This is a genomic window from Enterococcus alishanensis (assembly GCF_019218635.1).
Taxonomy (GTDB): Bacteria; Bacillota; Bacilli; order Lactobacillales; family Enterococcaceae; genus Enterococcus_A; species Enterococcus_A alishanensis.
In genome coordinates this window covers 525,474-537,854 of record NZ_JAHUZB010000001.1, presented here as the reverse complement: position 1 = coordinate 537,854, position 12,381 = coordinate 525,474, and the positions used below count along the sequence as shown (strand labels likewise).

Below are 12,381 nucleotides of genomic sequence, written 5' to 3'. Positions count from 1 at the left end.
ACGTCGATTTTCAGAAAAAATTATTGAGCGCCTTCTAATAATGCTAAGAATGACTCTGTTTGTAAGCTTGCGCCACCAACTAAAGCACCATCAACGTTTTCTTTTGCCATATATTCTGCAATATTTTCAGGTTTTACTGAACCGCCGTATTGGATACGAACTTTGTCAGCAACCTCTGAACCGTAAATACCAGCAACTGTTGAACGAACTACGCCACAGATTTCGTCAGCGATTGTTGCATCCGCAGATTTACCAGTACCAATTGCCCAGATTGGTTCGTAAGCGATGACCATACTTGAAACTTGTTCAGCTGTTAAATCAGCTAAACCGGCTTTAATTTGACCTTCGATCCACTCAGAAGTTTTATTAGCTTCATAAGTTTCTAGAGATTCACCACAGCAAAGGATTGGTAACATGCCGTTTGCAAAAATAGCTTTGGCTTTTTTATTAATTTCTTCATCTGTTTCATGGAAATATTCGCGACGTTCAGAATGACCGATGATAACATAGTCAACACCTAAGTCTGCTAAAGCAGCTGGTGAAGTCTCACCAGTGAAAGCTCCTGAATTTTCCCAGTAGCAGTTTTGAGCAGAAATTTTCAAGTCAGTACCTTTAGCAGATTCAACTAATTCTTGTAAGAATAAAGCTGGTGAGCCAATCACAGAATCCACTTTGTCGTTTGCAGGAATTTTATTTTTAACTGCTTCAGCAAAATCTTTTGCTTCAGAAGCTGTCAAATTCATTTTCCAGTTTCCAGCGATAATAGGTTTACGCATTTCTTGCACTCCTTTTGATATATGATTTTTTTAATTATTTATCGTTAATTGCTTCTAAGCCTGGTAATGCTTTGCCTTCTAATAATTCTAAGCTGGCACCGCCACCTGTAGAGATATGGGTAAATTTGTCAGCAAAACCTAATTGTTCAGCTGCAGCGGCAGAGTCACCACCACCAATGATTGTTGTTGCACCTTCAAGATTAGCAATTGCTTCGCAAACACCGATTGTTCCGCGAGCAAAATTACTCATTTCGAATACACCCATTGGGCCATTCCAAACAACTGTTTTTGCACCACTTAATGTTTGAGCAAATAAAGCAATTGATTCAGGTCCAATATCAAGACCCATTTGACCTGTTGGAATATCACCAGTGTGTTCTTCAGTTGGAAGATCGTTTGAAAATTCTGCAACAGTAATTGAATCTACTGGTAAAACTAATTTGTCGCCAGCTTCAGCAATTAATTCTTTTGCCAATTCAACTTTATCTTCTTCCACTAAAGAATTACCGATTTCCATACCTTTAGCTTTATAGAAAGTATAAGTCATTCCACCACCGATTAAGATCTTGTCAGCTTTTGGAATTAAGTTTTTGATTACGCCAATTTTATCTGAAACTTTTGCGCCACCTAAAATTGCCACCATCGGACGTTTAGGATCTTCTACTGCTTCACCGATAAATTTGATTTCTTTTTCCATTAAGAAACCAGCAACAGTTGGAATACCAGTTGAGGCAATTCCGACATTTGAAGCATGGGCACGGTGAGCTGTACCAAATGCATCATTTACAAATACATCGCCTAAAGAAGCCCAGTATTTGCCAAGTTCAGCATCGTTGCCACTTTCTTTTTTACCATCAACGTCTTCAAAACGCGTATTTTCAAAAACCACAACATCGCCATCTTGCATTTTGCTAATTGCGCCTTCTAATTCTTTACCGCGAGTTTCAGGTACGAAAGTCACAGATTTACCTAATAATTCACTTAAACGTTCAGCAACTGGTTTTAAAGATTTGCCAGCTTTATCTTCTTCTGTTTTCACACGACCTAAATGTGAGAACAAAATAGCTTTGCCGCCTTGTTCTAAAATATAATTAATTGTTGGTAATGCTGCTTTGATCCGAGTATCGTCAGTGATTACACCGTCTTTTAATGGTACATTAAAATCTACACGGACTAAGACTTTCTTATCTTTCAAGTCAATGTCTTTAACTGTCATTTTTGCCATGAAAGAAACCTCCTAATATTTTATTTGTTGCACAAATCAAATTATACAACTAGATAGCTCTTTTGAGCCAATATTTACTCTAAAAAAAGCGGAGAAGCGCGCAGCTTCCCCGCTCGATTCAGACATTTTCGTTAAATCTTATAAGTTAGCGAAATATTCTAAAGTACGAACCAATTGTGCAGTGTATGACATTTCATTGTCATACCAAGAAACAGTTTTAACTAATTGTTTGTCGCCAACAGTCATTACTTTAGTTTGAGTAGCATCAAATAATGAACCGTAAGTCATACCAATGATATCAGAAGAAACGATTTCGTCAGTGTTGTAACCATAAGATTCGTTAGCAGCTGCTTCCATAGTCGCGTTGATTTCGTCAACAGTTACTTCTTTGTCTAAAACAGTTACTAATTCAGTTAATGAACCAGTCGCAACTGGAACACGTTGTGCAGCGCCATCTAATTTACCGTTTAATTCAGGAATTACCAAGCCGATTGCTTTAGCAGCACCAGTTGAATTAGGAACGATGTTTTCAGCAGCAGCACGAGCACGACGGAAATCACCTTTAGGATGAGGGCCATCTAATGTCATTTGGTCACCAGTGTAAGCATGGATAGTTGTCATTAAACCTTCAACAATACCATAGTTATCATTTAATGCTTTAGCCATAGGAGCTAAGCAGTTAGTAGTACATGAAGCACCTGAGATAACAGTTTCTTTACCAGTTAAAATTTCGTGGTTAGTGTTGTAAACGATTGTTGGTACATCGTTTCCACCAGGAGCAGTGATGATTACGCGTTTAGCGCCACCTTTTAAATGTAATTCAGCTTTTTCTTTAGAAGTAAAGAATCCAGTACTTTCTAAAACGATATCAACGCCTAAGTCAGCCCATGGAATTTCTTCAGGGTTGCGGCTAGATAAAACTTTCACTTCTTTACCATTTACGTCAAAAGAACCTTCGTGAACTTCAACGGTACCGTCAAAACGTCCTTGTGTAGTGTCATATTTTAACAAGTGTGCCAACATTTTAGCATCTGTTAAGTCATTGATTGCTACTACTTCTAATCCTTTTACGTTTTGGATGCGACGGAAAGCTAAGCGTCCGATACGTCCGAATCCATTAATTCCAACTTTTACTGTCATTAAAGATTTCCTCCTCAGGGATGTAAAAAATTTTTTTATTTTTAAAGGGTAGGCCCTTTTAAAATCTCATTTGCTGCGGCTTCATCAGTAATCAGCCACGTTTGTTTTGGTGCATTGTGCATGTAAGCAACAACTGCTTTGGCTTTTAATCTACCACCGGCAACTGCTAGTACAATCGGCAACTTTTGAACATCTTCTAAAGAAAGTCCAATTCTCGGTGCCCGATAAACAATTTCACCATATTCATTAAAGAAATAACCGAATGATTCTGCTACGGCGTTTTCTTTTTTTAAATGAAGAATTTCTTCCTCACTCATTTTTCGTCGACCTGCCATATGCAACGCGCGACCAATACTATGAACCACACAATCAGCATTTTTAATTGTCTCTAAAACACTTTTAATAGCTGGTTCTTTTAACAATGTATGATAGGCAGCTTGACTTAGCTGTTCTGGAACATATAAAACACGATGGGTTCCACGGGCATTTGCTGCCATGGTCGCGCTGACAGAATTGGCTTGAATCGAAACTGATTCACCTATTCCTCCGCGAGCAGGTACAAATATATTGTGGCGATTGGCTCGTTCCAATGGAGTCAATTGCTGTGCAATTTCCGCCATGGTTGTGCCACCCATTACTGCAATAATATTTTCTCCATCGGGAAGTCTTTCATTTAATGTTTCATCAATGATTGTACCGAAATCACTAATAACCTTAGGCTGTTCGTCAGAATTTCCTGAAACAATTAAACAGCGTTCAATCCCTAGTTCGTCAGCTAGCTTTTTTTCCAATTGATCCATTCCAAAGAACTGATCCATTAAGTCTTCCAACTGAGCGAGTAATGCCGTACCTTTATCGGTTAACTGCATGCCACTTTTTGTTGCATCGATTAACTGATGTTCTCGTAAAAAATCTGTTTCACTTCTTAAAACACGTTCTGTTAGATGAAGTGATTCAGCAAGATTTCGACGTCCAATCGGTTGCATCCAAAAAATACTTTGCAAAATTCGGTAGCGCTTATTGACTTGTTCTAAAATGTCAGGGACGATTGTTTCCAATACTTTTAATTCACTTAACAAAAGGAATCCTCCGCCTTTGGACTTAATTAGTCCCTCATAGACTTTTTTTGACCCATCAAGCTTAAAAAAAAGTAAGAAATTGTAAAAATAAACTCATTTATTTCAAACTTCCTACAAAACAGAGTGTATCAGTTTTTTCCATTTTCTGCAAGATAAAAAACCAAGAAGTTTCCCCCTTGGCTTAATCAAAACGTTTTCTCTTAGCAGAACTTGGAATTTTCAAATTTTCACGATATTTTGCAACCGTTCGGCGAGATAATTTTTCGCCATCGTTTGCTAATAATTCAACTAACTTTTGATCAGACAGTGGCTTATTTTTGTCTTCTTGATCAATCATTTCTTTAATCTTCAACTTAATACCATCAGCTGAACTATCTTCATTATTAACTTTATTAACAAAAAATTGACGCAACTCAAAGGTCCCAAAATCTGTTTCAATATACTTTCCATTGACAGCGCGGCTAATAGTTGATTCATGAACACCCGCAATTTCAGCAATTTCTTTCAATTGAAGCGGTTTTAAGGCACCAGATTGATTTAAGAAGAAATCTTTCTGCCGCTCAACAATAATCTCTCCAACAGTTAAAATTGTATCTTGCCGCTGACCCAAAGTTTTTTCCAACCATTGGAAACGTTGCTGTTTTTCTTTTAAATATTGTAATGTCTCTTCATCCGCTTCTTTGCTTAATCGCTCAAAATACTTGGTTTGGAAATTCACTTTCAATTGACCTCGTCGGTTAGAGACCACGTTTAACTTTTCGCCGTCTCTCATTAAAGTCAGATCTGGAATAATAAATTCCGCTTGATTATCTCCAAAGCTTGCTCCGGGAAAAGGATCCAAACTACGAATATAGTCTAAAATATTTTGTACTTCTGGTAAACTCAATTGATATTTCTTGGCAATCTGCTGAAACTGTCGATTGGCAATCGCTTCAAAGGCTTCTTCTAATATTAAATAAGCTAGTTCAGGTGCATTGTCATCTCGCTCTGTCTGAAGCATTAAACATTCCTGCAAGCTCCTAGCGCCTACACCAGCAGGATCTAATTGTTGTAATAAGGTTAAGCCATCTAAAAATTGAATGTCACTAGCCTGAAGTTGGGCTTTAACTTCTGCCTCATCTACGCGCAAATAACCATTTAAATCTAGTGATTCCGCAAGAACTAGAACAATTTTGCGTAAAAAAGTATCACGATAATTTAGATGAATCTGATTCATTACATATTCAAACAGGGAGATTTGTACATCAGGAATTTGAATTGTTTGATTGTCTTGACTGGCGGGACTTTGACTCTTCATTAAATCACTTTGCAGTTTTGGTGCCCGGACTTCGATTAATGGATTTTCCAAAGCTTCACTTTCAACAAAAGTTAACAGTTCTTCAGTATTATATTGTAAAATTTGGATAGATTGCTGTAATTGTTGGGTCATGGCCAATTTTTGCGTCTGTTGTTGTTTTTGACTTTGTTGTTGTTGAAACTTCATTGGAATTTCCCCTTGTATTTTCTAATTTTTATGCTAAACTATCAATTGTGCCTGCGCCCTTAGTGTAGTGGATATCACGTAAGATTCCGGTTCTTGAGACGGGGGTTCGATTCCCTCAGGGCGCGTTTTTTTACAAGTATAACTGAATTTTTTATTTTTTTAAAGCTTCCTCGCCCTTCAATCGGCGAGTTTTTTTATTTAAAAATGCCAAGTAAGCAATCGCTCACTTGGCATTTTTCCTTTAAATATCCTCTTCGTCGTCATCTTCATCATCATCGTCGAAATCATCATCGTCAATAACGCTTAATTCATCTTCGATTCCGCCGGGTACGATTTCTTCATCATCTTCATTTTCTTCATCAGCACCGATTTCTTGTAAATCAGTATTGTATTCTGCGATTTCATCATCATCGTCATCATCGTCATCGTCATCGATTTCATCTTCTTCATCGTCCACAAGATCTGTATCTTCTGGATCGTCATCGTTATAGTCAATTGCATCTTCATCATCATTAATGAAGGCATTCACTTTTTTACGTTTCTTACGACGTGGCGCATCTTCTTCATCGTCTTCCAAACCATGGTTGACTTCTTCATCGATGGAATCAATCGCATACCATGAGCGTAAGCCCCAACGATTGTCGCCTAAAGAAATGAAACTGCCATCAATATTTAAATCAGTATAGAATTGTGCCAAAGCATCACGAATTTCTCCATCAGATTTGCCTAAATAATTTTGAATTTGGTTAACCAAATCAGAAAAATCCATCACATCGGCACGTTCTTCTAAAATTGCATGAGCCACTTCAATCATTGACAATTCATCTTTGTTTAAGCTCTCAAATATACTAAGTTCCAAGTATGACACGTCCTTTCAAAGTCTACTCTTTATCATACAAAATTGATCTTCAAAAAGCAAACCTTTCTTTTCTTAAGTGGTAAATTCTAATACCATATGATAGTCACCCACTTTGGCATCTTTCATGTACAAACCATAATCGATTGTCACGATTCCAGAAAACGGCCGGTCTTTTAAACTGACATGTAAATCTTCTGTATAAGTAGAAATTAGAAAAATCCCATAAGGTGTCCGATAGTTCGTATCCATCTTCTTTCGATAAGCAAATTTCATCTGCATGCGAACATTGCCAGAGCGAATGATGGATATTGTGCTGTCAGGCGTGATTTTTACTGTCACTGGGACAGTCTCTCCATCTTCTTGTTTTTCTTTATAACGAATGTAAAGCGTATCTCCCATTTGAACAACTTGGCCATTTAAATCGAAGGCAAATTCTTCTTTTTGATTATTTTGAATCACTGTTGTACGTAATTTTATTTTTGCTGGACTTCCTTGTTGGATACTCATTTGAATCCGCCCCTTTCAGCATATATTTTTGACGGTTTTTTAATTTTTGTCAACTACTTCTAACTTTTTAAGCAGATTAATCCAATAACTACCAAATATTGTTTATAATAATGAAGAAAATTCAAATGAAGGAGCTATTATGGATAAACTATTATTTTTTGATCAAGGCTTAGTAAAACCATCAGAAAATTTCTCCCCTTTTGCTCTAACCGATGTGCTAACAGCCTTTGCAGGTGATCAGAAACAACCTATCATACATTTTTGGCAATTAGATAAAACGTTAATCTTAGGCATGAAAGACAGCCGTGTTCCTTTTTTGGCAGATGGGTTAAAATCTATCCAACAAACTGACTATCAAGCTTTGCTTAGAAATGCTGGTGGCTTAGGTGTAATCAGCGATTTGGGCATTTTGAATGTCTCCTTAATTTTGCCAAAAGGAGATTTATCAATTGATCAAGGCTATCAAAAAATGATTGCTTGGTTAGAACAAACGATGATTGCAAAACAACCCTTAATTAGTGGAGAAGTCACTGATTCTTATTGTCCAGGAAAATTTGACTTGTCTTTAGCTGGCAAAAAAATTGCTGGGATTGCACAACGTCGTGTGAAAGACGGTGTGGCTATTATGATGTATTTAAGTGTCAATGGAAAGCAATTCGAACGTGGGGAAATTGTCAGAGATTTTTATTTAGCTGGACTTAAAAAAGATTTTGGTGAACATGGTTACCCACCAGTTAATCCAAATAGTATGACAACTCTCGCTGATGCGTATCAAACAAATCTATCCGTCGAAGAAATTAAAGCGGACTTAATTGCACCCTTATCAATTGATCATCAGACAGACTTTTTAGAAAATTTTTACCATACAGAAGACTACCGCAAGCGAATCGATAGCATGATTCAGCGCAACCAACTACTAACAGAGGTGACTCATGAAAATTAATAATCAAGCATTACCAATGGAAAAAGTTTTTCGTGACCCGGTCCATAATTATATCCATGTCCAACATCAAGTGATTTTAGATTTGATTAATTCTCGCGAAGTACAACGTTTAAGACGAATCAAACAGTTAGGCACCTCATCTTTTACTTTTCACGGTGCCGAACATAGCCGTTTTGCCCATTCACTTGGCGTATATGAAATCACGCGTCAGATTTGCGATATTTTTAAACGTAACTATTCAATTGAAAAAATTGGTCCTGATGGTTGGGATGACAGTCAGCGTTTGGTTACTTTATGTGCCGCTTTATTACACGATGTGGGCCACGGTCCCTATTCCCATACCTTTGAGCATATTTTTAATACTGATCATGAAGCTTTAACAGTCGCAATTATCACTTCACCGGAAACAGAAGTATTTCAAATTTTAAATCGGGTGGCTGAAGGGTTTCCTGAAAAGGTTGCTAGCGTCATAACTAAAACCTATCCTAATCAACAGGTCGTACAAATGATTTCTAGTCAAATTGACGCTGACCGGATGGATTATTTATTACGAGATGCTTATTTTACCGGCACAGAATATGGGACCTTTGATTTAACTAGAATCTTACGAGTAATTCGTCCTTATCGCGGTGGAATTGCCTTTTCAATCAATGGGATGCATGCAGTTGAAGATTATATTGTCAGCCGTTATCAAATGTATGTTCAAGTTTATTTTCATCCTGTTTCTCGTGGCATGGAAGTAATATTGGCTCATTTATTAGATCGCGCCCATGAATTATTCCATGAGGACAATCAATTATTCGAGTACCATTCACAATTTTTAAAACCCTTTTTAAAAGGGAAATTTACTTTAGAAGATTATCTACGTTTAGATGACGGTGTATTAAATACCTACTTTTCTCAGTGGATTTCGGAAAAAGATTTGATTTTAAGTGATCTGGCTCGCCGATTTCTAGATCGTAAACCATTGAAATCAATTACGATTGATTCAGTTGACAACCCTAATCTACCAATCATGCGGGATTTAGTGGAAAAAGCTGGTTTTAACCCTAATTATTATACAGCAATAAATTCCAGTTACGACTTACCTTACGACTTTTACCGCCCCGAACAAGGACGTCATCGCACTCAAATAGAACTAATGGAAAAAGATGGCTCATTGGTGGAATTATCGAAAGCCAGTCAGTTGGTTGCAGCTCTAGCAGGTCAAGGGCAAGGGGATGCTCGTTTTTATTTTCCAAAAGAAATGATTCAAAAAGATCCGACAAATTTGTTTGAAGATTATTATCAAGCTTTCAGTAGCCACATTCACAATGGTGCATTGGCAAAATAAAAAAAAGTTTAGTGACCACATGTTGTCGGTCACTAAACTTTTTTTAACCAATTTTCAACAGCCCATTTATGGCTGCCTCTTTTTAATAAAACCATGGCCTCTTCAGGAGCAACCCAGCGGCTCAAACTTCCTTCTTCGGTTGGTTCAGAAACTTTTTCCCAATTTTTTGCTACAAAAAAATAGCCTGGATTATAAAAATAAGTATCTCGATGGCGGGAATAGAAATACTCGTCTGCCTGACCCAAGTATTCTGCCAAGTCGACTTTAAAACCTAATTCTTCCATCATCTCGCGATCAATCGCTTCTTCTTTCGTTTCAGAACCTTCGATTTCTCCACCTGGTAAAAAGAATGCTCCATTTGGCGCTTCCACGATCGCTATCTTCCCGTGTTGATTAACTAAAATCGCATAAGCTGCATAACGTGCCTGATAATCTTTTTCTTCTTTCGTACCAAATGTTGGAATCATAATTCTCCTCCTAAGATGTTTTATTTTAGTTTACCTGATAAAAATCCCACAAACAAGCCAACAAGCAAATATTTCCAGCTTCTTTTTTAATTATGCTATGATACAGTTAACAATTCATTTCAATCCACTTCACTTATTTTTCTTACGTGGATTAAATAGGAGGAAATATATTTATGAAAATGGCTCATATTTGTGTTCGTGTAAAGGATTTGGATGCTTCACTAGCTTTTTATCAAAAAGCTTTCGATTTCGAAGTTTCTCGCCGTAGAGATTTTCCTGAATCAAAATTCACTTTGGTTTACTTGACCTTAGCTGGAGATGACTACGAATTGGAATTAACTTATAATTACGATCATGAAGCTTATGACTTAGGTAACGGTTATGGTCATATCGCTATCAGCGTAGATGATTTGGAAGCATTACATGAAAAGCATCAAGCAGCTGGCTTTAACGTAACAGATTTAAAAGGATTACCTGGTACTGATCCTTCTTATTATTTTATCGTTGATCCTGATGGTTACAAAATCGAAGTTATTCGTGCCTAATCAAAAGGTGAACTGAAAATTCAGTTCACCTTTTTTTATCCGATCATGACACTTTCTTCTGGCAATTTATAGTGTCCAGTTGCTTGATTTTTTGCAATCTGAATAGTCAATGACAAGCCAATGGTCAAGATTCCTACCCGACCAATATACATCAACAAAATGATGACTAATTTGCCAACTACTGTCAAATCAGGTGTCAATCCCATAGTTAAGCCAACTGTTCCAAAAGCTGAGACAACTTCAAAAAAGAAATATTCCACTCCAGCAGTTGTAGGCAATTCTTCCGTAATTGATAAAATCACCACCGCAACGATACAAATCGACAAAGCTAAAAAGAACATTGTTAGAGCTTTAAAGACCACTGATGGTTTGATCGTTCGACCGAAAGCTTCTGCTTTATTACGCCCTCTTAGCATTGAAAATATTTGAATCAATAATACTCCGAAGGTAGTCGTCTTTAACCCACCAGCTGTCGAACCCGACGTTCCTCCAATAAACATCAAAAGGATTGTCACAATAATCCCAGCAGAGCTCATTTTGAAATAATCGATCGAGAAAAAGCCGGCTGTTCTTGGCGTGACAGCTAAAAAGAACATATCAACTAATCTAGTTAAGCCACCATTTCCATTAGTTTCAGTTAGATAGAACAATCCAGTTCCGACAACTAATAAGCCAATCGTCACGGTCAAAGCAATTTTACTATGAAGAGAGAATTTTTTCCTTTTTGTAAAATCCAACAAATCTCGCCACACGATAAAACCCAGCCCACCAGCAATAATCAAGCCGGCAATAATCATTAAGACATAAGGATTATCTTCAAATCCCACCATGCTATCGCCAAATAAATCAAAGCCAGCATTACAAAAAGCTGATACAGCATGAAATATGCTCAACCAAAGTCCTTGCGCAATACCATATTTAGGTAAAAAATCTATTGCCAACAAGAAGGTTCCTAATAATTGAATACATAGAGCCAGCCGAATAATATAAAGCATTAATTTCATGACTCCAGACAATGACTCCAAATTTAAGGCTTCTTGCAAAACAATCCGTGCTCGCAATCCCACCTTCATTCGAAACATTGAAAAAAATAAAATAGGGATCATCATAAAGCCTAAACCACCGACTTCAATTAAACATAAAATAATGGCTTGCCCACCAAAATTCCAATGTAAATCTGTCGGCAAAGTGGTCAATCCAGTAACGCATGTAGCCGATGTAGCGGTAAATAGTGCATCAATAAAGGGTGTTGTTTCACCCGACTGACTAAAAAAAGGCAATGTTAATAAACCACTACCTATCAGAATCAATGCTAAAAAGCCCAAAGGGATATATTGAATACTGTGGATTCTAGAAACATTCCTCAATTTTTTCATTCGCTTTATCCTTTAATTATTCCCCATATTTTTGATTTTTATTAGACGTGTAACCTCGGCCCGTTCATTTTCTTCGAGCTTCATTTGAATAAAATAAATCGTTTCTTCTAACTGAGGAATGGTCATATATTCTAAGGCATTCACACGACGTCGAGTTTTTTCAATTTCTTTAGCCATCAATTGACAAGTTTTTTCAATCTCTGTCAGTTCCAAAAGCTTTGGTAATACTTCTGCAAAACGAGCGACACTTTGATCAAGTTCCTCATTAGAATTTAAAAATCCATACTCTAGCGGTCCATCAGCCAAATCATTTTGATGTTGAAAATTCATTACCGGCACTTTGACACTCATAACATCTTTTTCAATCACATCTACTGATACGCGATCTTTTGGCACTGCTAATAGCTCATCAATAAATTTATCATTAATCATAGCGTCAGCTAAGGCAAAATCTTTCATCGCTTGATTTAATTCTACCTCAACTTCTTTACGCAACTGATTATTTTTTTTGATTAAAATAATAAAACGACGCATCAATTCATCTTGTTTATCTTTTAATAATTTGTGCCCTCGTGTCGCTGTGACTAATTGTTTTTTTAGTTTTGACAACTCCATTCGGGTTGGGTTGACATTTAACTTTGCCATGAG

Annotated in this window: 13 protein-coding genes and 1 tRNA gene; 4 read left to right on the top strand and 10 right to left on the bottom strand. The window is 37.0% G+C overall.

What is annotated here, in order from left to right; translation table 11 throughout:
- Positions 1-20 precede the first annotated feature (20 nt).
- The 5 genes from tpiA to rpoN all read right to left on the bottom strand — a co-directional run bounded on the left by tpiA (position 21) and on the right by rpoN (position 5,703).
- Positions 21-776, bottom strand: a complete 756-nt coding sequence (gene tpiA, locus KUA55_RS02630) for a triose-phosphate isomerase (RefSeq protein ID WP_218324614.1) — start codon at positions 774-776, stop codon at positions 21-23.
- Positions 777-810: 34 nt separating this feature from the next.
- Entirely contained in the window at positions 811-2,001 is a 1,191-nt protein-coding gene (locus KUA55_RS02625; RefSeq protein WP_218324613.1) for a phosphoglycerate kinase, read from the bottom strand.
- A 138-nt stretch (positions 2,002-2,139) separates the two neighbouring features.
- Positions 2,140-3,141: a type I glyceraldehyde-3-phosphate dehydrogenase gene (gene gap / locus KUA55_RS02620; protein ID WP_218324612.1), complete on the bottom strand. Its 1,002-nt coding sequence runs from the start codon at positions 3,139-3,141 to the stop codon at positions 2,140-2,142.
- Positions 3,142-3,182: 41 nt separating this feature from the next.
- The gene (locus KUA55_RS02615) at positions 3,183-4,220 is read right to left on the bottom strand and encodes a sugar-binding transcriptional regulator (protein WP_218324611.1); all 1,038 of its coding nucleotides are present in this window, start codon (positions 4,218-4,220) and stop codon (positions 3,183-3,185) included.
- Positions 4,221-4,401: 181 nt separating this feature from the next.
- Positions 4,402-5,703 (bottom strand): RNA polymerase factor sigma-54, encoded by a 1,302-nt coding sequence (gene rpoN, locus KUA55_RS02610; protein ID WP_218324610.1) that lies wholly within the window; start codon positions 5,701-5,703, stop codon positions 4,402-4,404.
- Positions 5,704-5,756: 53 nt separating this feature from the next.
- Between rpoN and KUA55_RS02605 the strand changes: the two genes are divergently transcribed.
- Positions 5,757-5,828 (top strand) — tRNA-Arg (locus tag KUA55_RS02605).
- 116 nt (positions 5,829-5,944) lie between these two features.
- On the opposite strand, the gene rpoE is transcribed toward KUA55_RS02605, so the two are convergent.
- Together rpoE and KUA55_RS02595 are read right to left on the bottom strand one after the other, a co-directional pair.
- On the bottom strand, positions 5,945-6,562 hold the full coding sequence (gene rpoE, locus KUA55_RS02600; RefSeq protein WP_218324609.1) for a DNA-directed RNA polymerase subunit delta: 618 nt from the start codon (positions 6,560-6,562) through the stop codon (positions 5,945-5,947).
- Positions 6,563-6,634: 72 nt separating this feature from the next.
- Positions 6,635-7,069: a YwiB family protein gene (locus KUA55_RS02595; protein ID WP_218324608.1), complete on the bottom strand. Its 435-nt coding sequence runs from the start codon at positions 7,067-7,069 to the stop codon at positions 6,635-6,637.
- Positions 7,070-7,208: 139 nt separating this feature from the next.
- Between KUA55_RS02595 and KUA55_RS02590 the strand changes: the two genes are divergently transcribed.
- Both KUA55_RS02590 and KUA55_RS02585 read left to right on the top strand, forming a co-directional pair.
- Positions 7,209-8,012, top strand: a complete 804-nt coding sequence (locus tag KUA55_RS02590) for a lipoate--protein ligase family protein (protein ID WP_218324607.1) — start codon at positions 7,209-7,211, stop codon at positions 8,010-8,012.
- Positions 8,002-9,345 (top strand): HD domain-containing protein, encoded by a 1,344-nt coding sequence (locus tag KUA55_RS02585; RefSeq protein WP_218324606.1) that lies wholly within the window; start codon positions 8,002-8,004, stop codon positions 9,343-9,345. Before KUA55_RS02590 ends, KUA55_RS02585 begins: the two co-directional genes overlap by 11 nt.
- A gap of 32 nt (positions 9,346-9,377) precedes the next feature.
- Here KUA55_RS02585 and KUA55_RS02580 read toward each other — a convergent pair whose 3' ends face one another.
- A complete protein-coding gene (locus KUA55_RS02580; protein ID WP_246601350.1) occupies positions 9,378-9,812 on the bottom strand; it encodes an NUDIX hydrolase in 435 nt (144 codons plus the stop codon).
- Between the two features lie 173 nt (positions 9,813-9,985).
- Here KUA55_RS02580 and gloA point away from each other — a divergent pair, with 173 nt between their 5' ends.
- Positions 9,986-10,357, top strand: coding sequence for a lactoylglutathione lyase (gloA, locus tag KUA55_RS02575; RefSeq protein WP_218324605.1), 372 nt, complete (start codon positions 9,986-9,988; stop codon positions 10,355-10,357).
- A 35-nt stretch (positions 10,358-10,392) separates the two neighbouring features.
- On the opposite strand, the gene KUA55_RS02570 is transcribed toward gloA, so the two are convergent.
- Positions 10,393-11,733 carry a TrkH family potassium uptake protein gene (locus KUA55_RS02570; protein ID WP_218324604.1) on the bottom strand — a complete coding sequence of 447 codons (1,341 nt, stop codon included), beginning with the start codon at positions 11,731-11,733 and terminating at the stop codon, positions 10,393-10,395.
- A gap of 12 nt (positions 11,734-11,745) precedes the next feature.
- On the bottom strand, positions 11,746-12,378 hold the full coding sequence (locus KUA55_RS02565) for a V-type ATP synthase subunit D (protein WP_218324603.1): 633 nt from the start codon (positions 12,376-12,378) through the stop codon (positions 11,746-11,748).
- Positions 12,379-12,381 lie beyond the last annotated feature (3 nt).